At 69.9% G+C, this 21,211-nt stretch carries 20 protein-coding genes; 15 read left to right on the top strand and 5 right to left on the bottom strand.

What is annotated here, in order from left to right:
• Positions 1 to 61 precede the first annotated feature (61 nt).
• A complete protein-coding gene (gene pyrE, locus FFF93_RS01880) occupies positions 62 to 646 on the bottom strand; it encodes an orotate phosphoribosyltransferase (protein WP_138767580.1) in 585 nt (194 codons plus the stop codon).
• Between the two features lie 137 nt (positions 647 to 783).
• Here pyrE and acsA point away from each other — a divergent pair, with 137 nt between their 5' ends.
• The 5 genes from acsA to FFF93_RS01855 are packed head-to-tail and all read left to right on the top strand — an operon-like array spanning position 784 to position 6,293.
• Entirely contained in the window at positions 784 to 2,616 is a 1,833-nt protein-coding gene (gene acsA, locus FFF93_RS01875; RefSeq protein WP_138767581.1) for an acetate--CoA ligase, read from the top strand.
• A complete protein-coding gene (gene pdhA, locus FFF93_RS01870; RefSeq protein ID WP_138767582.1) occupies positions 2,613 to 3,632 on the top strand; it encodes a pyruvate dehydrogenase (acetyl-transferring) E1 component subunit alpha in 1,020 nt (339 codons plus the stop codon). The genes acsA and pdhA overlap by 4 nt, the downstream gene beginning before the upstream one ends.
• Positions 3,629 to 4,609, top strand: a complete 981-nt coding sequence (locus tag FFF93_RS01865) for an alpha-ketoacid dehydrogenase subunit beta (protein ID WP_138767583.1) — start codon at positions 3,629 to 3,631, stop codon at positions 4,607 to 4,609. Before pdhA ends, FFF93_RS01865 begins: the two co-directional genes overlap by 4 nt.
• Positions 4,602 to 6,023, top strand: coding sequence for a 2-oxo acid dehydrogenase subunit E2 (locus tag FFF93_RS01860; RefSeq protein WP_138767584.1), 1,422 nt, complete (start codon positions 4,602 to 4,604; stop codon positions 6,021 to 6,023). The genes FFF93_RS01865 and FFF93_RS01860 overlap by 8 nt, the downstream gene beginning before the upstream one ends.
• 27 nt (positions 6,024 to 6,050) lie before the next feature.
• Positions 6,051 to 6,293 carry a phosphopantetheine-binding protein gene (locus FFF93_RS01855; RefSeq protein WP_138767585.1) on the top strand — a complete coding sequence of 81 codons (243 nt, stop codon included), beginning with the start codon at positions 6,051 to 6,053 and terminating at the stop codon, positions 6,291 to 6,293.
• Positions 6,294 to 6,369: 76 nt separating this feature from the next.
• Here the strand turns inward: FFF93_RS01855 and FFF93_RS01850 are convergent, their stop codons facing one another.
• On the bottom strand, positions 6,370 to 7,623 hold the full coding sequence (locus FFF93_RS01850) for an FAD-dependent oxidoreductase (protein ID WP_138767586.1): 1,254 nt from the start codon (positions 7,621 to 7,623) through the stop codon (positions 6,370 to 6,372).
• A gap of 127 nt (positions 7,624 to 7,750) precedes the next feature.
• On the opposite strand from FFF93_RS01850, the gene nadE reads away from it, so the two are divergent.
• The gene (nadE, locus tag FFF93_RS01845) at positions 7,751 to 8,575 is read left to right on the top strand and encodes an ammonia-dependent NAD(+) synthetase (RefSeq protein ID WP_138767587.1); all 825 of its coding nucleotides are present in this window, start codon (positions 7,751 to 7,753) and stop codon (positions 8,573 to 8,575) included.
• A 55-nt stretch (positions 8,576 to 8,630) separates the two neighbouring features.
• On the opposite strand, the gene FFF93_RS01840 is transcribed toward nadE, so the two are convergent.
• Together FFF93_RS01840 and FFF93_RS01835 are read right to left on the bottom strand one after the other, a co-directional pair.
• A complete protein-coding gene (locus FFF93_RS01840; RefSeq protein ID WP_261375254.1) occupies positions 8,631 to 9,560 on the bottom strand; it encodes a plastocyanin/azurin family copper-binding protein in 930 nt (309 codons plus the stop codon).
• A 318-nt stretch (positions 9,561 to 9,878) separates the two neighbouring features.
• Positions 9,879 to 10,652 (bottom strand): IclR family transcriptional regulator, encoded by a 774-nt coding sequence (locus FFF93_RS01835; RefSeq protein WP_138767589.1) that lies wholly within the window; start codon positions 10,650 to 10,652, stop codon positions 9,879 to 9,881.
• Between the two features lie 240 nt (positions 10,653 to 10,892).
• On the opposite strand from FFF93_RS01835, the gene FFF93_RS01830 reads away from it, so the two are divergent.
• The 8 genes from FFF93_RS01830 (at position 10,893) to FFF93_RS01795 (ending at position 19,930) form a co-directional block, all read left to right on the top strand.
• On the top strand, positions 10,893 to 11,624 hold the full coding sequence (locus tag FFF93_RS01830) for a CoA transferase subunit A (protein ID WP_138767590.1): 732 nt from the start codon (positions 10,893 to 10,895) through the stop codon (positions 11,622 to 11,624).
• A 43-nt stretch (positions 11,625 to 11,667) separates the two neighbouring features.
• On the top strand, positions 11,668 to 12,366 hold the full coding sequence (locus tag FFF93_RS01825) for a CoA transferase subunit B (protein WP_138767591.1): 699 nt from the start codon (positions 11,668 to 11,670) through the stop codon (positions 12,364 to 12,366).
• Positions 12,363 to 13,559, top strand: coding sequence for an acetyl-CoA acetyltransferase (locus FFF93_RS01820; protein WP_138767592.1), 1,197 nt, complete (start codon positions 12,363 to 12,365; stop codon positions 13,557 to 13,559). Before FFF93_RS01825 ends, FFF93_RS01820 begins: the two co-directional genes overlap by 4 nt.
• Positions 13,560 to 13,643: 84 nt before the next feature.
• Entirely contained in the window at positions 13,644 to 14,699 is a 1,056-nt protein-coding gene (locus tag FFF93_RS01815; RefSeq protein ID WP_138767593.1) for a zinc-dependent alcohol dehydrogenase family protein, read from the top strand.
• Between the two features lie 75 nt (positions 14,700 to 14,774).
• Complete coding sequence (locus FFF93_RS01810) at positions 14,775 to 15,089, top strand: hypothetical protein (protein ID WP_138767594.1); 315 nt, start codon at positions 14,775 to 14,777, stop codon at positions 15,087 to 15,089.
• Positions 15,090 to 15,099: 10 nt separating this feature from the next.
• Entirely contained in the window at positions 15,100 to 17,802 is a 2,703-nt protein-coding gene (locus FFF93_RS01805; protein ID WP_138767595.1) for a PEP/pyruvate-binding domain-containing protein, read from the top strand.
• Positions 17,803 to 17,893: 91 nt separating this feature from the next.
• Positions 17,894 to 18,919 (top strand): alpha/beta hydrolase, encoded by a 1,026-nt coding sequence (locus tag FFF93_RS01800; protein ID WP_261375253.1) that lies wholly within the window; start codon positions 17,894 to 17,896, stop codon positions 18,917 to 18,919.
• A gap of 63 nt (positions 18,920 to 18,982) precedes the next feature.
• Positions 18,983 to 19,930: an alpha/beta fold hydrolase gene (locus tag FFF93_RS01795; RefSeq protein WP_138767596.1), complete on the top strand. Its 948-nt coding sequence runs from the start codon at positions 18,983 to 18,985 to the stop codon at positions 19,928 to 19,930.
• Between the two features lie 18 nt (positions 19,931 to 19,948).
• On the opposite strand, the gene FFF93_RS01790 is transcribed toward FFF93_RS01795, so the two are convergent.
• Complete coding sequence (locus FFF93_RS01790) at positions 19,949 to 20,692, bottom strand: glycosyltransferase family A protein (protein WP_138767597.1); 744 nt, start codon at positions 20,690 to 20,692, stop codon at positions 19,949 to 19,951.
• A gap of 160 nt (positions 20,693 to 20,852) precedes the next feature.
• Here FFF93_RS01790 and FFF93_RS01785 point away from each other — a divergent pair, with 160 nt between their 5' ends.
• Positions 20,853 to 21,056 carry a cold-shock protein gene (locus FFF93_RS01785; protein WP_013599688.1) on the top strand — a complete coding sequence of 68 codons (204 nt, stop codon included), beginning with the start codon at positions 20,853 to 20,855 and terminating at the stop codon, positions 21,054 to 21,056.
• Positions 21,057 to 21,211: the final 155 nt, after the last annotated feature.

Here is a 21,211-nt window from a genome sequence, read left to right as displayed (position 1 = left end):
CTAAGAAATGATAAGTCACCCCCATAGCCCGGTCCATACGTGTCCGCCCCGGGTGAAATGCCTAGCCCAGGCCCAGTTCATCCTTGCCGAAGGCGAACAGGTAGGGGACGCCGGCTTCGGTTTCGATTTTTTCCTTGGCGCCGGTGTCGCGGTCCACAATCACGGCCACGGCCACGACGTTGCCGCCCGCCTTGCGGACTCCCTCGACGGCGGTCAGCGCGGAGCCGCCCGTGGTGGAGGTGTCCTCCAGGACCAGGACCTTGCGGCCCTCTACCGAGGGGCCTTCGACCTGGCGGCCCATGCCGTAGGACTTCTGGGCCTTGCGGACGACGAAGGCGTCGACCGGGCGGCCGGCGTCGACGGCGGCGTGCATCACGGCGGTGCCCACCGGGTCGGCGCCCATCGTGAGTCCGCCGGCACACTCGAAGTCGATGCCGGCGTCGTCCATCAGGGACAGCATGACCTGGCCGACGAGCTTGGAGGCCTCGTGGTGCAGCGTGATGCGCCGCAGGTCGATGTAGTAGTCGGCCTCGGCGCCGCTGGAGAGAATGACCTTGCCGCGGACGACGGCCAACTCCTTGATCAGTTCCAGGAGGCGGGCACGGGCGGCAGCGGCGTCGGCTGCAAAGTCACGGGTGGCAGTCATGGCACTTAGTTTAGTGGCAGGCGGAGGACCGGATCCCAGTCCGGACGCCGGATGTCGGAGCCTTTGTCCTGGCCGGGACGCACGGCACGGGACTTCCGGCACTGGCAGCCGGCCCGGGGCGGGCGTCCGATGTAAGCATGACGGCAGGAACCGAACCTTCCACCCGCTGGCCGGCGATCCCCAAGGACCCCGGAAGCTTCCGGGTCCGGCCCAACCTGATGGATTATGAGGCGAGCCGTGCCGCGTTCTCGTGGCCGGAGGCCCGCCGGGAGCTCTCCGGGCTGCCCGACGGCCGGGGACTGAACATCGCCTACGAGGCTGCGGACCGGCATGCCGCCGCCGGCCACGGCGGACGGGAGGCGCTGCGCTTCATCCGGGCCGACGGGAGCAGCCACTCGCTGAGTTACGCGCAGCTGGCGGAGCAAAGCAGCCGGTTTGCCGCGGTGCTGCACAGCCTCGGCGTCGAGCGCGGCGACCGCGTCTTCTCCCTCGCGGGCCGCAGCCCCTCGCTCTACATCGCGATGCTCGGCACCTTCAAAAACGCGAGCGTGTTCTGTCCCCTGTTCTCGGCCTTCGGGCCGGAACCCGTGCGTCAGCGGTTGCGGCTCGGCTCCGGCCGGGCGCTCGTCACCACCCGCGCCCTGTACCGGCGGAAGGTGGCGCAGCTGCGCGACTCGCTCCCGGAGCTGCTTCACGTGCTGCTCACCGACGCCGACGGCGACCCGGAGCCCGGCACCCTGGACCTGGCCGCGCTCCTCCAGGCGGCCCCGGCGGACCGGGAGATTGCGGCGACCCAGCCGGAGGACATGGCCCTGCTGCACTTCACGTCCGGCACCACCGGGACGCCGAAGGGCGCCATCCACGTGCACGACGCCGTCACCGCCCACCACGCGACCGGCACCTTCGCCCTGGACCTGCATCCGGACGACATCTACTGGTGCACCGCGGACCCAGGCTGGGTGACCGGGACGTCCTACGGCGTGATCGCCCCCCTCAGCCACGGCGTGACGAGCATTGTGGACGAGGAGGAAATGGACGCGGACCGCTGGTACCGGATCCTCTCCGAACAGCACGTCAGCGTCTGGTACACCGCCCCCACGGCCCTGCGGATGCTGATGAAGGCCGGCGCGGAACACGCAAGCGGGCACGACCTGTCCGCCCTGCGCTTCGTGGCCAGCGTCGGGGAACCGCTCAACCCGGAGGTGGTGGTGTGGGGCCGGGAAGCTTTCGGCCAGCCGGTCCACGACAACTGGTGGCAGACCGAAACCGGCGGCATCATGATTTCCAATTTTGCGGCCACCGAGATCCGTCCGGGGTCCATGGGGCGCCCGCTGCCGGGCATCGACGCCGCCCTGGTGGCGCGCGACGACCAGGACAAGCCCGTGGTCCGGGACGGCCAGGCGGTGCTGGTCACCGAGCCGGACACGATGGGCGAGCTGGCACTGCGGCCCGGCTGGCCCTCGATGTTCCGCGGCTACCTGCACGAGGATGAGCGCTACCGGCGGTGTTTCGTGGGCGGCTGGTACCTCACCGGCGACCTCGCCAAACGCGATGCCGACGGTTATTACTGGTTCGTGGGCCGGGGCGACGACGTCATCAAGTCCTCCGGCCACCTGATCGGCCCGTTCGAGGTGGAAAGTTCGCTGATGGAGCACGACGCCGTCGCCGAGGCGGGGGTGATCGGAGTCCCCGATCCGGTGGCCGGCGAGGTGGTCAAGGCCTTCGTGGAGCTGCGTCCCGGCCGGGAACCGTCCGAGGAACTGCGGCTGGACATCATCGGTTTCGCCCGCAAGCGGCTGGGCCCCGCCGTGGCGCCCCGGCTGCTGGATTTCACCACGGCACTGCCCAAGACCCGCAGCGGGAAGATCCTCCGCAGGCTGCTGAAGGCCCGCGAACTGGGGCTGCCGGAGGGCGACACGTCCACCATCGAGGGCCCGGCGCCGGAGCGTCAGCCGGGGGGCCCGGAATGAGCTGGCCGCTGGCGGCGCGCGCCGTTCCCCTGGACCCTGTGCACGGCCGTCACCTGCTGCTGCAGATGCTGCGGGTCCGCAGGCTCGAGGAGAAATGCGTCGAGTTGTACAGCGCCGCCAAGATCCGGGGCTTCCTGCACGTCTACATCGGCGAAGAGGCGGTGGCGGCCGGGGTGGTGGAAACACTGGCCGCGGAGGACGCCGTCGTCGCCACCTACCGGGAGCACGGGCACGCCCTGTTGCGGGGTGTGTCCGCCGGCGCGATCCTCGCCGAAATGTACGGCCACGTCGAGGGCTGCTGCCGCGGACGCGGCGGCTCCATGCACCTGTTCGACGCCGCGACCCGGTTTTACGGCGGCAATGCGATCGTCGCCGGCGGCCTGCCGCTCGCCGTCGGCCTGGCGCTGGCCGACAAACTCTCCGGGCGTTCCCGCGTGACCGTGTGCTTCTTCGGCGAGGGGGCCGTCGCGGAGGGCGAGTTCCACGAAAGCCTCAACCTGGCGGCCCTCTGGCAGCTTCCGGTGCTGTTCTGCTGCGAAAACAACCTCTACGCGATGGGCACGGCGCTGGGCCGGTCCGAATCGCAGACCGACATCGCCCTGAAGGCCGCCGGGTACGAGATCGCGGCCTGGGCGGTGGACGGGATGGACGTCCTCGCCGTCGAGGAGACCGCCCGTCGCGCCGTGGACGCGGTGCGGGCCGGCGGCGGACCGCACTTCCTCGAACTGCGCACCTACCGCTTCCGCGCGCACTCGATGTTCGACCCGGAACGGTACCGGGACAAGGCCGAGGTCGCGCGCTGGGTCGAACGCGACCCGATCACGCTGCTGCGCACATCGCTGACGGACGCCGGCCAGCTCACGGACGCGGACTGGCAGCAGCTGCAGGCCGATGCCGAGGCCGAGGTCGCCGCCGGCGTCGAGTTCGCGGAGGCCGGCACGCCCGAACCGCTCGAGGACCTCACCCGCTTCGTGTACAGCGAACCCGGCGCGCGGGAGGAGGTGCGGGGGTCATGAAGTCCAGCTACCGGGAGGCGCTCCGGGCCGGAATCCGCGACGCACTGCAACGCGACGACCGGGTCTTCCTGATGGGCGAGGACGTGGGCGCCTACGGCGGTTCCTTCGCCGTGAGCCTGGGCCTGCTGGAGGAGTTCGGGCCGGAGCGGATCCGCGACACCCCGCTATCCGAATCCGGGTTCGTCGGTGCCGGCATCGGCGCCGCGCTCGGCGGAATGCGCCCGATCGTGGAGGTGATGACCGTGAACTTCAGCCTCCTGGCCCTGGACCAGATCGTGAACAACGCCGCGTCCCTGCTGCACATGTCCGGCGGCCAGTTCAACGTGCCGCTGGTGATCCGGATGACCACCGGAGCCGGCCGCCAGCTCGGGGCCCAGCACTCACACAGCCTGGAGGGCTGGTACGCGCACATCCCCGGGCTGCGGATCCTCACCCCCGCAACCCTCGAGGACGCGCGCGGGATGCTGTGGACCGCGCTGCAGGACCCGGACCCGGTGTTGATCTTCGAACACGGCTCGCTCTACAACGTCCCGGGTGAACTCGCCGACGACGCCGGCGCGGTGGACATCACCAGCGCCGCCATCCGGCGCACCGGGGCCGACGTCACCCTGATCACCTACGGCGGGACCCTCCCCCTCACCCTTGCGGCGGCCGAGCAGCTCGCCGCTGAGGGCATCGACGCCGAGGTGCTGGATCTGCGCACGCTCCGGCCGCTCGACGACGACGCCATCCTCGCCTCGGTGGCCCGGACGCACCGCGCGGTGGTGGTGGATGAGGGCTGGCGCAGTGGCAGCATCTCCGCCGAAATCAGTGCCCGGATCAGCGAACACGCCTTCTTCGAGATGGACGCGCCCGTCGGCCGGGTCTGCAGCGCCGAGGTGCCGATCCCCTACTCCAAGCACCTCGAACTGGCCGCCCTGCCTTCCGCGGAGCGGGTCGTCGCGGCGGCACGGGAGGCGGTCGGGGCGCGTGGCTGATTTCCTGATGCCCTCGCTCGGGGCCGACATGGAGCACGGCAAAATCGTCGAGTGGCTGGTCAAACCGGGCGACTTCGTCCGCCGCGGGGACCTTGTGGCCGTGGTGGACACCGACAAAACCGTGATGGACGTCGAATCCTTCCAGGAAGGAGTGGTCGCCGACCTGCTCGTGGAGATTGGCGAGACCGTGCCGGTGGGGACTCCGCTGGCCCGGATCACGCAGACCCCGGCCGAGGTCGGGCCTCCCAGCCCCGAGCCGCCGCCCCGCCCGCCGGCCGCCCAGGCTCCCCCGGCCGCGCAGGCCATCACGGACCAGCAGGCTCCCCCGGCCGCGCAGGCTCCCCCGATCGCGCCGCCGGTCCGGCACCTGGCGCACCGGCTCGGCGTCGACACCGGACGGATCCACGGCACCGGCAAGGGTGGCGCCATCACCCGCGCCGACGTGGAACACGCAGTGGCCGCCCGGCCCCCGGGAGCCGGGCGGGTGCGCTCCTCGCCGCGCGCCCGGCGGCTAGCCGCCGAACTCGGCGTCGAGCTCTCTTCCGTTTCCGGCACCGGCCCGGAGGGTGCCGTGACCGTGGAGGATGTGCAGCGCGCCGCTGCGGGCCGGGCGGGGGAAAGCGTCCCTGCGGGCGCTCAGGCCGAGCCGGCGCCGGAAGCCGCAGTCCCCGCGGAAACCGCCGCATCCCGTGCCGAGCCGCCGGCCGAGCCCGCACCGGCGGAGGCGCAGCCGTCAGCGGCCCGCGAGCGCGTGGCGACGCTGCGCCGGGCCATCGGGGCGCTGATGTCCCGTTCCAAACAGACCATCCCGCACTATTACCTCAGCACCACCCTGGACCTGCGCGCCGCCGTCGGCTGGATGCAGTCCGTCAACGCCCAGCGCCCGGTGGCCGCCAGGCTCGTCCCGTCCGCCCTGCTGCTCAAGGCGGCGGCGCTCGCGGCCAAGGACGTCCCTGAGGTCAACGGCTTTTACCTGGACGGCGCGTACCGGCCCAGCGCCGCGGTGCATCTGGGCGTCGCGGTGGCCCTGCGTCAGGGCGGGCTGGTGGCACCGGCAATCCACGACGCCGACACCCTGCCCCTCGATGTGCTGATGGAACAACTGCGGGACCTGGTCAGCCGCGCGCGGGCCGGGCGGCTGCAGCGCGCGGAGATGGCGGACCCGACCATCACGGTAACCAACCTCGGGGACCTCGGTGTGGACAGCGTTTACGGCGTGATCTATCCGCCGCAGGTGGCCATGGTGGGCTTCGGCCGGGTCCTGGAACAGCCCTGGGCGGAGCACGGAATGCTGGGCGTCCGGGCCGCCGCAATCGCCACCCTGTCCGCCGACCACCGGGTCAGCGACGGGTTGCGCGGCGGCCGCTTCCTGGCCCGCATCGACGAGCTGCTGCAAAAACCCGACGAACTGTGAAAGACGAACTGTGAAAACGGAGACACCATGAACGAACAGGATGCCCGGGCCGCGGTGCGTGCCGCGCTCGGGAAGGTCGCGCCCGACGTGGAGCTGGACGACGTCGGCGGCGATTCCCGGCTCCGCCAGGACCTTGACCTCGACTCGCTGGACTTCCTGCGGCTGGTGGAAACCATCGACACGGCCACCGGCGTCGACATCCCGGAGCGGGACTACCCCGCCGTCGCCACCGTCGACGGCCTGATCAGCTACCTCGCCGCGCACGGCTGAGGCGCATCCGCTGCTCCAAGACTGCCGTTTCGGGGGTCGAAAAGGGCCGTTTCGGAGCAAACGAGGGGCCGGGGAGCTACGGCTGGGGCTGCGGCGCGGACCCGACGCGCCGCGCGAACGCCGGAGCGTGTTCGGGCCGCGGCCCGAAGCCGATGAGCCGCGGAATGATTCTGCGGACCGCGGGAACGCGCCGGGCCACAAAGAGGGCCGCGGCCGGAAACTTTGTCCGTTTACCGGCCATGATGGGGCCGAAGACGGCCCGGTGCATGAGCCGCTGCGCGGTCTGCACAACGACGGTGGGTGGCCGCCGCCGTCGTTCGACGCGTCGTAGGTCTGCGGCGCTGACCCGGCCCCGGAGCAGGGCGGGCGCCAGCAGCTCGGCCGCCGCAACGGCATCCTGGACGGCGAGGTTGATCCCGACGCCGCCGGCCGGGGACATCGCGTGCGCGGCGTCTCCGATGCAGAGCAGGCCGTTGATGTGCCAGGACTGCAACCGGTCCAGGCGCACGTCGAGCCAGTGCAGGTCATCCAGGGAACGGATGGCGTCAACGCGGTCGGCGAGGTCGGGGCGGAGCGCCGCGATCCGGCGTCGGAAGCCCTCGACGCCCTCCGCGCGGATCCGGGCGTCGGTGCCCTTCGGCGCAAGGTAGCCCATCTGGTAGTAGTCGGTGCGGGTCAGGCCCACGAGTGCCTCCCCGGGGCCGAACGCGGGAACCAGCCCGGCCACCTCGCCGGCTTCGTTGGGATGCCGGGGCAGCCGGAACCACCAGGTGTCGAAGGGCACCGGGAACTCCTTCGGCGCCAGCCCGGCGGCGGCACGCAGCACGGAATGGCGTCCGTCCGTGGCGACCACCAGGTCCGCCTGCAGATCGGCCTGCGCCCCGTCCGGCGTGCGCAGGCGGACGCCGCGGACCCGGCCTCCGTCCCGCATCAGGGCGGTGGCCGAGTGGCTCATGAGCAAGGTAAATCCCGGTTCCTCGGCAGCGGCGCGGGCCAGGAAGTTCAGAAAGTCCCATTGCGGCATCATGGCGATGTAGTTGTACGGCGAGGGCAGCGCGTCAAAGTCGCCCATGGTCACCGGGGGTCCGTCCGGAACCGGGAACACGACACTTTTCAGCCGGCTCTGCGGCAGCTGGCGGAACTCCTGGCCGAGGCCGAGTTCGTCGATCAGACGGACCGTGGAGGGGTGCACGGTGTCGCCGCGGAAATCGCGCAGGAAGTCTGCATGTTTCTCCAGGACCGTCACCTGCACGCCGGCCCGGGCCAGCAGCAGGCCGAGCATCATGCCGGCCGGGCCGCCGCCCACCACCGCGCATCCCGTCTTCTCCATGGCCATACGCTACGCCTCGAATGGGCTGGAACGGGAGGGTATTTTGCACCGCACCGACCGCAATCCGCGACGCCGGAACGGCGGATGCGGTTGAGCCTGATTGACACTGCTGGCTAGGCTGAGAGGCATGCGTGAACTCCAGGCGAAGATCATTGAAGAAATGGGCGTGCAGCCCCGGATCGACCCGGCCGGGGAGGTGCGCAAACGCGTCACGTTCCTCAAGGAATACCTCAAGGCCAGCCACACCAGGGGTTTCGTCCTCGGCATCTCCGGTGGCCTGGATTCCTCCCTCGCCGGCCGGCTGGCCCAGCTGGCGGTCGAGGAGCTCGACGCCGAGGGGGTGGAGGCCAACTTCGTGGCCGTGCGCCTTCCCTACGGCGTGCAGCACGACGAGGACGACGCCCAGGCGGCCCTGGACTTCGTGCGGGCCAAGACGGAATGGACCTTCAATATCTCCGCGGCGGTGGACGGCTTCGAGGATGAGTTCGAGAAGACCGTGGGAAACGGGATTTCCGACTTCCACAAGGGCAACACGAAGGCCCGCACCCGCATGATCGCCCAGTACGCGCTGGCCGGCGAGCACAACTATCTTGTGATCGGCACCGACCACGGCGCCGAGTCCGTGACCGGCTTCTTCACCAAGTACGGCGACGGCGGGGCGGACATCCTCCCACTGTTCGGCCTGAACAAGCGCCAGAACCGGGCCCTGCTCGCGGAACTCGGCGCCCCGGCCCGGGTCTGGGAAAAGGTGCCGACGGCGGACCTGCTGGACCACAAGCCCGGCCGCACCGACGAGGACGAACTCGGTCTGAGCTACGACACGATCGACGATTACCTCGAAGGGCGCGACGTCCCCGACGCCGCGGCCGAGCTGATCGAGCAGAAATACCTGCGGACCCGGCACAAGCGCACCGTCCCGGTCACCATCTTCGACACCTGGTGGAAGCAGTAACCGGGCGGTAACGGCACCGTCACGGGGCGGTGCGCCCAGCCGGTGCGCCGGCTGGTCACTTCCGGACTTCCACCGTTCCCTTCATGCCCATGAAGTCGTGCAGGGCGCAGATGTAGTCGAACTCGCCAGCCTTGGTGAAGGTCACGGTGAACTTCGTCCCCGGCGGCATGATCCCCGAGTTCAGGTCCCCTCCGCTGAATTGGGTCGGATCGCCGAGCGGGGCGAAGAAATTTGCCGGTTCCTTGCCAAAAGTGACGGTGTGCGGGGCACCCATGCCGTTGTTGACGAACGTCACCGTCTCGCCCACGCGGACTTCGATCTTCTGGTGGATAAAGCGCATCACCATCGAGGTGCCGTTATCGGTTCCGGCGATCACGGTGTGCTTGTCCGTCTGGTCGCGGGCGGCGTCCCACTGCCGGTGTCCGTCGCGCAGGATGGCCCGTTCCTGCTTCTCTGCCTGGTGGTCGTACTGCGACTGGCGGTACGGGTAGTCCGTTCCCGCCGCCCGCACATGGACCGTGCCTTTCATGGCCATGCCGTGGACCAGGCAGTAGTAGGTGAAGTCGCCCTCGTTCGGGAACGCCAGGGTGTACTTCTTGACCTGGTTGAACCCGCTGTTGGACACGTTGGTCATCACGCCGGAGTTGTAATACGAGTGTCCGTCATAGTCCTTGCCGCCCATCTGGTTGACGTCCTCCGGAACCGCGGGGTCGAAGGGCTGCGTGGATTCCAGGGACTGGCCCTCGGCGAGGAACGTCACGGTGTGGATTTCAGCGGAGTTGGCCCGCCAGGTGACCTTGTCGCCCGCGTTCACGTAGATGTTTTCGGGCAGGAACGCCATGCCTTGGATGGCTTGGTCCGAGGATTCGGACCCGACCTGGACCGTCCATGTTCGGGTTGATTTTCCGCCGTCGGCGGTGGCGGCGCCGCTGACGGCGGCCGGCAGCACCAGGGCGGCGGCGAAGGCAATGAGGAGGCGCAGCAAACGCGGCGCATGGTGTATTTGAGTTTGGCGAGTCATGAGACTCATTCCTTCTTGGCTGGAGGCAAGCAGCCGGGGAACCGGCTAGTTAGGTGCGCCGTCGTCGCCGCTGGCGACGCCGGTTGGCTCCGGCCTGGACTGCGTCCGCCGCGCTCTTCTCCTGCTCCCAGTCCCCCAGCATCAAGGCGGGGAAGTAGTTTTTGGGCCAGACGCGCCACCCGGACTAAGGAGTAGGCGCTGTGTCTGCGCATGCAGCCGCGGCTGCATTTCCCATCGTGGCCCGCGGGAGCCGGTTTGTCGAGACGTCCCGGCAGGTCCGGCTTAGCTGCCCTGCAGCTGCAGGGAGATCCGGTGCGCTTCGTCCATCAGCAGCCGCCCCAGGTAGTCGCGGCGGTCCTCGCGGAAGCGGGGTTCGATTCCGGTGAGGGACAGCGCCCAGGCGGGCCGGCCGCGTTGGTCGAAGACGGCGGCGCCCATCCCCCAGCTGCCTTCCAGGACCAGGCCGGGGTTGACCGAGTAGCCGGCCTGCCGCGTGGCCTCCAGGTTCGCCCGGACCAGGTCCTCCGTGTGCGCGGCGGCGAAACTGCCCGCGTGGGCGGCCCAGCCGGCCAGCAGCTCCTCCTGCTCCGCCGCGGGCAGGAAGGCCATGATGGCGGTCCCCGCGGACGCGACGCCCAGCGGGAATCGGACGCCTTCGTGCAGCACGAACGAGCGCACCGGGAAGCTGCCTTCCTCCCGGAGCAGGCATACGGTCTCGGCGCCGCGGCGGATGGAAAAGAAGGCGCTCTCGCCGGTCTCCTCGGCCAGCCGGCGCAGGCTGGGGCGGGCGATGTCCTCCAAGGGGAAGCGCGCCGACGCCACCGAACCCATCAGCAGGATCTCCGGGCCGAGCACCCAGTTGCCGCTGTGTGGGTCCTGGTCCAGCAGGCCTTCGGCGGCCAGGGAGGTCAGCAGCCGGTGCGCGGTGGGGCGCGTGAGCCCTGATTCGCGGACCAGCTCCACGAGCGGGGAGCCTTCCGGTTTCCGGCCCACGATCCTCAACAGGGCCGCGACGCGGCTCACAACCTGGGCGCCCTGCACGGGGACAGTCATCATTTTCCTCGCAATTACGGATCAACCTACCCGGACATCCACTTCATCATCCACAATGTGGACAGTGTCCAGCCTAGCGTCCACACTGTAAAAATGCACTGGATTTCGGAGAATTTTGGCGTTGACAGTGCTCCACACCACACCATAGGCTCCTTCATCAGGCAAACAGTCCACAACGTGGATCGTGGAAGCAGGCCCCGGACACCGGCCTCCGGGGACCATCAGCTCAATGAGGAGATGCAAATGTCAAAGGTGAAATCCAGCGCGGCCGCCGCGCTGCAGGACGTGCTTCGGGACGGCATGACGCTCGCCGTCGGAGGCTTCGGCCTCAGCGGCATTCCGGCCGACCTGATCGAGGCGGTACGCGATTCCGGCGTCAAGGATCTCACCGTGGTCTCCAACAACATGGGCGTCGACGGCAAGGGCCTCGGCGTGCTGATCGAGGCCGGCCAGGTCCGCAAGGTCATCGCCTCCTACGTCGGCGAAAACAAGCTCTTCGCCGAGCAGTACCTAGCCGGCAAGCTGGAAGTCGAGTTCACCCCGCAGGGAACCCTCGCCGAGCGCCTCCGCGCCGGCGGTGCCGGCATCCCGGCCTTCTACACCAAGACCGGCGTCGGCACCCTCGTCGCCGAAGGCAAGCCGCTCGCGGAGTTCGACGGCGAAACCTACCTCCAGGAGCGCGCCATCAAAGCCGACGTCGCCCTGGTGCACGCGCACACCGCCGACACCGACGGAAACCTCATCTACCGCTACACCGCGCAGAACTTCAACCCGGTGGTCGCCACCGCCGGCGCCGTCACTGTGGCCGAAGCCGAGGTGATCGTCGAACCCGGCCAGCTGGACCCGAACCACATCGTCACGCCGGGCGTGTTCGTCCAGCGCCTGGTCCGGGCCAGCAACCGCATCAAGGACATCGAACAGCGGACGGTCCGCCCCCGCACCGAGGCGTCCGAAGCGGCCGCCGTCACCGTCTAATCCGGCCTGAGCGCCGCCACCCACACTTTTCAGGAGAAACATCATGGCTTGGACCCGGAATGAAATGGCCGCCATCGCGGCCGAAGAACTCAACGACGGCGATTACGTCAACCTCGGCATTGGCATCCCCACGCTCGTCGCCAACAACCTGCGCGAGGGTGTCCGCGTCGTGCTGCAGAGCGAGAACGGCCTGCTCGGCATGGGCCCGTTCCCCTACGAGGGCGAAGAGGACGCGGATCTGATCAACGCCGGCAAGCAGACCGTCACGGTCCTGCCCGGCGGCAGCATCTTCGACTCCGCCACCTCCTTCGGCATGATCCGCGGCGGCCACGTCAAGGTCGCCATCCTGGGTGCCATGCAGGTCTCCGGCGCCGGCGACCTCGCGAACTGGACCATCCCCGGCAAGATGGTCAAGGGCATGGGCGGCGCGATGGACCTCGTCGCCGGCACCCCGCGCGTTGTGGTCCTCACCGAGCACAACGCCAAGGATGGCACCGCCAAGATCGTCAAGGAATGCACCCTGCCGCTCACCGGGCTCAGCTGCGTGGACCGGATCATCAGCGACCTCGCGGTCTTTGACCTCGCGAAGAACGTCGAAGACGCAGGCGGCGCCCGCCGGCTCACGCTGACCCGCCTCGCCCCCGGCGTCACGGTGGAGGAGATCCGCGAGAAGACCGAGGCGGAGTTCGACGTCGAACTGGAAAACGACGCAGCCGCCGCCCTCGAAGAAGCCACGGCATGAGCCTCACGGACCAGTTTGGCAAAGATGTCCTGCTCACCGGCTGGGGCCACAGCCGCTTCGGCAAGCTCACCGACGAGACGCTCGAATCCCTGATCGTCCAGGTCGCCACCGAGGCGATCGGCAACGCAGGGATCGAACCGGGCCAGATCGACGAAATCTATCTCGGCCAGTTCAACTCCGGCATGATGCCGCTGGCGTTCCCGTCCTCCCTCGCGCTGCAGGTCTCGGAGCAGCTGTCCAACGTCCCGTCCACCCGGGTCGAGAACGCCTGCGCCTCCGGCTCGGCCGCCTTCCAGCAGGGCACCAAGTCGCTGCTGGCCGGCACCGCGAAGACCGTCCTGGTGATCGGCGCGGAGAAGATGACCCACGCCGGCGCCGACGTCGTGGGCGCCGCCCTGCTCGGCGCGGACTACGACATGGCCGGCAAGCCCTCCACCACCGGATTCACGGGGCTCTTCGCCGAAGTAGCCAAGCACTACGAGAAGCGCTACGGCGCTGGCGCAGGGAACCTGTCCGACGTCTTGGGCTCGATCGCGGCGAAGAACCACCGCAACGGCGTGGACAACCCGTACGCCCAGCTCCGCAAGGACCTCGGCGAGGAGTTCTGCCAGACGGTCTCGGACAAGAACCCGATGGTCGCCGATCCGCTGCGCCGCACCGACTGCTCGCCCGTCTCCGACGGCGCCGCCGCCGTCGTCCTCAGCGTGGCCCCCACCGGCGGCGCGACCGCCCCGGTCCGGCTGGCCGGATTCGGCCAGGCGAACGATTTCTTTCCCGCCGACCGCCGCGACCCCACCGCCTTTGCCGCCACCCGCGCCTCCTGGCAGCGGGCCCTGGGCATGGCCGGCGTCGGGCTGGAGGACCTGGACTTCGCCGAGGTGCACGACTGCTTCACCATCGCCGAACTGCTGATGTACGAGGTCATGGGCCTGACCGAACCGGGCCAGGGCGCCCGCGCGGTCAAGGAAGGCTGGGTCTTCAAGGACGGCAAGCTGCCGGTCAACGTCTCGGGTGGGCTCAAGGCCAAGGGCCACCCGGTCGGGGCCACCGGCGTCTCGCAGCATGTCATCGCGGCGATGCAGCTCACCGGCACCGCCGGGGACATGCAGCTGGCCGCCCCGCGCCGTGCCGCGGTGCAGAACATGGGCGGCGTGGGCATTGCGAACTACGTCAGCGTGCTTGAAGCCGTCTGAGGCAAGCAACGCGGGGGGACATGGCGAGCGGCGTTCAGGACTAGAATCGGCCTAACCCCATTCACCCCCAGGCGAGGAGACCCCATGCGCGCCACCATCATCCACGGACCCGGCGACATCCGCGTCGAAGACCGCGAGTACCCCACCGTCCAGCAGCCCACCGACGCCGTCGTCAAGGTCACCGCTGCCTGCGTCTGCGGCTCAGACCTGTGGCCGTACCGCGGGGTCAAACCCACCCACAAGCCTTCCGCGATCGGGCACGAATTCATCGGCCTGGTGGAAAGCGTGGGCGACGCGGTGACTGAGCTGGCCGTGGGCGACCTGGTCATCGCGCCGTTTGTGGTCAGCTGCGGCAAGTGCCCGCAGTGCGTCAACGGCGTTACCGTGGCCTGCGACCACCTGGCCGGCTGGGGCGGCAAGGACGACGCCGGGCACGCGATCGACGGCGGCCAGGGCCAGGCCGTCCGGGTCCCGCTCGCCGACGCCACCCTCGTCAAGGTCCCGGGCGTCACCGATCCCGACGACGCCCTCCGCGCCAGCCTGCTGACCCTCTCCGACGTCATGGCCACCGGCCACCACGCCGCCCTCGCGGCCAAGGCCGGTCCCGGCCGGACCGTGGTCGTGGTGGGCGACGGCGCCGTCGGCCTCTGCGGCGTGCTGGCTGCCAAACGGCTCGGCGCGGAACGGATCATCGCCATGTCCCGGCACGCCGACCGGCAGGCCATCGCCCGCGAGTTCGGCGCCACGGACATCGTGGCCGAGCGCGGGGAGGACGGCGTCGCCAAGGTCCGCGAACTCCTCGGCGGGGTCCTGGCCGATTCCGTCCTGGAATGCGTCGGCACCAAGGAATCCATGGACCAAGCACTGCACAGTGTCCGCCCGGGCGGTGCCCTGGGCTTTGTGGGCGTGCCCACGGGCGGCGCCGAGATTCCGCTGCGCTACCTCTTCGACACCAACATCTCGATCGGCGGCGGCATGGCCCCGGCCCGGACCTACATCCCGGAACTGCTGGCCGACGTGCTCGACGGCAGCATCAACCCGGGCCGGGTGTTCGACGTCGTGATGCCCCTGGAGGAGGCTCCCGAGGCCTACCGGGCGATGGACGAACGGCGCGCCATCAAGGTCCTGCTCACCCCGTAGCCGAGGGTCTTGCACTGCCGGGACGGCAGGTCTAGCGTGATGCGCATCAGCACCCGCAGCCGTCAAGGAGCCGTCATGGCCAGGTTTGTGCAGATCATCGAATTCCAGTCTTCCCGCATCGACGAGATTGAGGCGCTCGGCCGGCCCTCGCGGACCGACGGGGACACCGCCCCGACCTTCCGCCGGATCCTGAACACCGCGGACCGCGACCGCCCCGGCACCTACCTCACCATCGTCGAATTCGACTCGTACGAATCGGCCATGGAGAACTCCGCGCGGCCGGAGACCTCGGACTTCGCGGCGCGGATGGCTGCCCTGTGCGATTCCCCGCCGGTTTTCCGCAACCTGGATGTCCAGTGGGAGGACGCCGGCGACGCGGCGACCGCTTAGGCGGTGTGCCATGAGCTCCGAACGGGTTGACCAGGTGCCGAGTGGCCGGGTGCTGGACGGCTTTGTCCTGGATCTGGGCCGGGCGGGTTCCGCTCCCCTGCGGCTGGTCGGCGGCAAGGCACTGAATCTCGGAAAGCTTGCCGCCGCCGGCTTTCCCGTCCCGCGCGGTTTCTGCCTGACCACGGATGCGTACCGGCTGGCGGCCCCCGCCGGCCTGGACGCTCTGGCGGCCCGCCTCGACTCCGCCGCTGACGGCGGCGCCGGTGCTCTCGGCGAGCCGGAAATGGACCAGATGGCTGCCAGCGCCCGCGGGCTGATCGGCGGCGCGGCGGTTCCTGCCGACGTCGAAGCGGCGGTGCGGACGGCGTACGCCGCCCTGGGCGCGGATCCCGCCGTCGCGGTGCGGTCCTCCGCCACCGCCGAGGACCTGCCTTTCGCCAGCTTTGCCGGCCAACAGGACTCGTACACCGGCGTCGTCGGCCCGGACGCGGTGATCGAGGCGGTCCACCGCTGCTGGGCGTCGCTGTGGAGCGACCGGGCGGTGGCATACCGGTCTGCCACCGGGATCAGCCACCGCGAGGTAGGCCTCGCCGTCGTCGTCCAGGTCATGGTCGACGCCGCCACCGCGGGCGTGATGTTCACCGCCAACCCGGTGACCGGTACGCGGACCGAGACGGTGATCAATGCCAGCCCCGGGGCGGGCCAGGCCGTGGTGTCCGGGGCGGTGAACCCGGACCAGTTCACTGTGGACACCGCGACGGCGTCAGTCCTGGCCCGTGTGCCGGGCGACGACGATCCCGCCCGCGGGTGGAGCCTGGCGGACGCCGAACTCACCGAACTCACCCGGCTCGGCGATGCCGTCCAGCGTCTGTTCGGCACGCCGCAGGATGTGGAGTGGGTCTTCGATGCCGTGGGCAAGGCCTGGCTGACACAGTCCCGGCCGATCACCACGCTGTATCCGCTGGAGGATCCGTTCTCCAACACCCCGACCCCGATCGACCCCGACCCCGCTGCCGGGACGCGGGTCTACCTCTGCGGCACCCTGTTCCAGGGGCTCACCCGCCCGATTACGCCGATCGGACTCGCGGCCCTTGGCCTGGTGCGCAACCGCAAGGGGCCCTGGCGTTACGTCAACCCCGGGCTGAGAATGTACGTGGACCTGACCGCGGTCGTGCACAACAAGTGGGGCCGCCGCTACCTGACGCGGGTGCTCCCGCTGGCGGACGGCAGATCGGCGGCGATCTTCCCCGAACTGTTGGCCGATCCGCGCTTCGCAGTCAGGCCACGGAGCCGGAAGCGCGCTCCCCGGCCCGGCCGACCGGCCGGTGGACCTCAGGCCCAAGGCAGCGAGGCGAGCACCACCCTGGGCATGCTCCTCGGCCTGATCCCGGCGATGGTTGGTGCCGCGCTCCGGCCCGAGACTGAACTTCGCCGGGCCGAGGCCTACGGGAAGCGCCTCGAAGCGGAGCTGGTGCTGGCCGAGCCGGCGAGCGCCGTGCAGCGGCTGGACTACACCGAGCAGATCACGAACCGGACCATTGACGGGCTGATCCGCGCCACCCTGCCCGGACCTTCCGTGGGCTACATCATGCTGGCCGTGGCGCGGCGGCTGCTGCGCGGCATTGCCCCGCCGCGTGAGCTGGAGGCGGTGCTGCGCGGGCTGCCGCACAATGTGACCACCGAGATGGACCTGGAACTCTGGCGGCTGGCGGAGGGCATCGGCGCCGACCCCCTCTCGCGGGACATCTTCCTGGCGCAGGACCCGGGCCGGCTTGCGGCCGCGTACCGGGCCGGGTCCCTTCCCGGGCCTGCGCAGTCCGGGATCCGGGACTTCCTGGCCCGGTATGGCCACCGCGCGGTGGCCGAGATCGATCTCGGCATGCCGCGCTGGTCCGAGGAGCCGGACCACATCCTCGGCATGATCTCCAATTACCTGCGCGTCGAGGACCCGGAACAAGCCCCGGACCGGCAATTCAACCGCGCCGCCGAGCATGCGGAGGAGAGGATCCGCAGCCTCGTGGAGCGCGCCGGCGCCCATGGCAGGTGGCGCGCCCGGCTGCTCGAGCTGTCCCTGCGCCGGGTCCGGGAACTGTCCGGCCTGCGCGAACTGCCGAAGTTCCACATCATCAAGATCCTCGGCGAGATGCACCGCCAATTGTTGCTGATCGGCGCCGAGCTGGTGCGCGCAGGGGTTATCGCGGCGCCCGATGATGTGTTCTTCCTGGACTTCGCCGAACTCCGGGTGGGCCTGCGGGGCGCCGGGATGCACGCCCTTGTCGCGGGCCGCCGCCGCCTGTACGACGTCGAACTGCGCCGCCGCCACATCCCGCGGCTGCTGCTCTCGGACGGGACCGATGTGGAGGCCGCGGTGATGGCAAAGGCACCGCCCTCCGGCGCCCTCGCCGGAACCCCCGCTTCGGCCGGCACCGCCACCGGGACGGTCAGGGTGATTTTGGATCCGGTGGGCGCCCGCCTTGAGCCCGGCGAAATTCTGGTGGCTCCTTCGACCGACCCCGGCTGGACCCCGTTGTTCATGACGGCCGGCGCACTGGTCATGGAGATGGGCGGAGTCATCTCGCACGGGGCCGTGGTCGCCCGCGAGTACGGCATCCCCGCGGTGGTGGGCGTGCCGGATGCGACCGCCCGGCTGCATACCGGCCAGCGCGTCACCGTCGACGGGGCGGCGGGCACGGTCCGGGAGCTGCCCGACTAGGCGAAGCTGCACGGCTGCCGGGGCAAGCTGGAACGGTCAGGGCAGGCTGCCGTGACCGTCGTAGCACAACCGTGCCAGCTAGAATGGGACCATGACCCCGGCGCCCCGGCCTTCCCGCCAGCCCTCCGGCGGCGCCTTCGGTATGGCACGCCGCGCGCGCGGCGGGCTGCGCCGGGTCCCGGTCTGGGCCTGGCGGGCCTTGATGCATTCGCTGGGCCCCGCCGAACGGACCCGCTTCAACGCCGAGCCGGTCACCGGCGTCGACTACTTCCACGACATTGACTTCGTCGGGGACGGCATCCGGGCACACCGCCTGGACGTGATCACCCCGCGCGGTGCTCGCACCGCAACGGTCAAAGACGCCGGGCCGCTGCCGGTGTACGTCTATTTCCACGGCGGGGGCTGGACTTCGGGAGACAAGGCCGCGCTGACCAAGTACTGCGCGAGCCAGGCCGCGGCCGGCATGGTGGCGGTCAACGTGAACTACCGCCGGGCCCCGCGCTTCCACATGGCCCACGTCCTCCAGGACGCCAATGCGGCGCTGGGCTGGGTCCGCGAGCACATCGCGGACTACGGCGGCGACCCTGCCAGGATCGTCCTCGGCGGCGACTCCGCCGGCGGCCAGATCGCCGCCCTCCTGACCGCCGCCAGCTTCCGACCGGAATTGGCCGGCCACTACGCCCTGACGCCGGCAACCCCGGGCTCCAGCCTGCGGGGGCTGGTGCAGCACTGCAGCGTGGTGGACTTCTCCGTGTTCTTCGAAAAGGGCTTCGTCCTCAGCCTGAACTTCGTCCGGATGCTCCTGCCCCGGGCAGCAGGGGGCCGCAGCCGCTTTGCGGAACTGCGCGCCGCGGCCGGGGTCCTGTCCCCGATCGAATGGCTCGACGCCCGGTTCCCGCCGGTCTTCGTGACCACCTCGGAACGCGACTTCTTCTACACCGCCAACCTCAACTTCATCGCCCGGCTGCGGGAGCACGAGGTGCCCGTGGACACGCTGATTTACGGCTGGGACGCCCCGAACACCGAGCACACCTGGCAGCAGAACTTCCGCTACCCCGAGTCGCAGGAGGTTTACCGCCGCCTTCACGCCTTCGTGCACCGGGTGGCCGGCACCTGAGAGCCCACCAGCCGGGAACCCCGGCGGGGCACCGCCGCCGGGGCCGGGGGCTATGTTTAGTCCATGGCGTCAACAGGCCGCAATCTTCCGGGCACACCGGAACCGGACCCCGGGGTCTTCGGCTCGGGGCTCATCGACGAGGCTGCCCGGCTGGACGCCGCCCTGCCCGACGTCGACTGGTTCGCCCCGCCGGCCGGAGCCGTCCGCGGCCACTTCCGGGCCCCCAGCGGCGCATTGGCCACCCTGTCGATGGGCGACCCGGCCAATCCGCGGGTCCTGATGATCCCTGGTGCCACCGGGTCGAAGGAGGATTTCTCGCTGATGCTGCCCCGGCTCTCCGCCGCGGGCTACTTTGTGCTCAGCTGCGACATCGCCGGCCAGTACGAGTCCGCCGGCGCCGGGCCGGAAAACCTCAAGCCGCCGCGGAAGCACTACGATTACCGGCTTTTCGCCGACGACTTGATCGCCCTGCTCGAGTCCGGCGAAGGTGCCGCGCACGTCGTCGGGTACTCCTTCGCGGCGCTCGTCGCCCAGGTGGCGTTCGCGCAGCGTCCCGAGCTGTTCCGCAGCCTGACCCTGCTCAGCTGTCCGCCCGAACCCGGCAACAGCTTCCGGGGGGTCCAGCGGATCGGGCGGTTCAGCGGCTGGGCCAGCGGCAGGGTCGGCGCCGCTCTCATGATCTGGGGCATCCGCAGCAACATCGTCCGGGTGGCGCCGAACCGGATACGTTTTGTGCGCTACCGGTTCGGCTTCACCCGCCGGAAATCCGTGAGCGACATCTTCGTGTTGATGCAGCATGCCCCGGACCTGCGGCCCGTGCTGGCCGCCGCGACGCTGCCGAAGTTTGTCGCCGTCGGCGAACACGACCTCTGGCCGTTGGCGCTGCATCGCCGCTTCGCGCAGGCGATCGGCGCGAAGATCGCCGTCTACCGGGGCGGCCACAGCCCCAGCGAGACCTCCCCGCACCAGATGAGCCGGGACCTGATCGCGCTCTACGCCGGCACCGAGTGACCCCGGTCCCGGCCGCTCCTACCGGGGGTGGGCGCGTTCCCACGCCTTGCGGCGACGGCGCCGCCGCAGCGGCGGCTCGGACCTGAACTCGACGCCGAACGTCGTCCACGCCATCGACAGCCGGCGGCCGACGGCGTGCCGGCTCTCGAACGGCCGCGCCGAGACACCCACCCGCAGCGTCGGATCGCAGATCACCGCCACCTCGGGCGGAATCTGGTACGAGATGTCGAGATCGTCGTGGACCGGCGGCAGGCCCCGGTGGACGGCGCCGCGGATCCGCTCCCAGACCTCGGCCCGAACGGCGAAGTTGGAGCCAAACAGCGGCGGGTGCCCCAGCAGGTGGCCGACAGCCCAGAAATAGCCCGCGATGTAGATACTGCGGCCCACCCAGCGCGCGAAGCGGCTCCCGCCGTAAAAATCTCCGGGACCGGTGACAGCGGACAGCGGGCCGGCGCGCTCAAGGATGGCCGCCACGCGTTCCAGCCAGTCCGGCGGCGGCACGGAATCCGTGTCCAGCCGGGCGATCACGGCGGAGCGGGCCTCGTCGAAGCCGCGGGCGGTTGCCGCCGCGATCCCGGGCACGTCAACGGCGATCCGCCGCACGCCGGCGGCCGCGCAAACCTCCGCCGTAGTGTCCGTGCTGCCGTTGTCCACCACGATGACCTCGTCGGCGCGGCGGCTCTGCCGGGCGAGGGCCTCAAGGCACACAGCCAGGAGCTGTGCGTCGTTCCGGGTGGGGATGACCACCGAGATTGTTGACATGGTGAGCCGACTATAGCTCCCGCCCGGGATTAACTCCCGCACTCAGACTCTTGCACCGCGGCCCTGCGCCCCGTACGTTGGGGACAGCGGACGAATGTCTCCGCAGCCGTTGGCCTTGCGTGGCCGCCGGAGATCAGCAGCGTTTCAGAAGGATAAAGGCATGGCTACAGGCACAGTTAAATGGTTCAACGCCGAAAAGGGTTTTGGCTTCATTGCCCCGGATGACGGGTCGGCCGACGTTTTCGCCCACTACTCGGCAATCGCTTCCAGCGGCTACCGCTCGCTGGACGAGAACCAGAAGGTCGAGTTCGACGTCACCCAGGGTCCGAAGGGCCCCCAGGCTGAGAACATCCGCCCGCTCTAAGCTTTCAGGAAGGCCCGGCCTGCCGGAACACTTCTCCTAGAAGACCGCACAGCCCCTCCGGAGTATCACTCCGGAGGGGCTGCTGTGTTTCCGGGCCGCGCAGCTTCCGGGCCGTGCCGCCCCGGCAGCCGCGGATACACTTTAAGGGCGCCGCG

The organism is Arthrobacter sp. KBS0702 (assembly GCF_005937985.2).
Taxonomy (GTDB): domain Bacteria; phylum Actinomycetota; class Actinomycetes; order Actinomycetales; family Micrococcaceae; genus Arthrobacter.
Note: the sequence above shows the minus strand (reverse complement) of the source record. Positions and strands in the feature narration are given on the sequence as shown.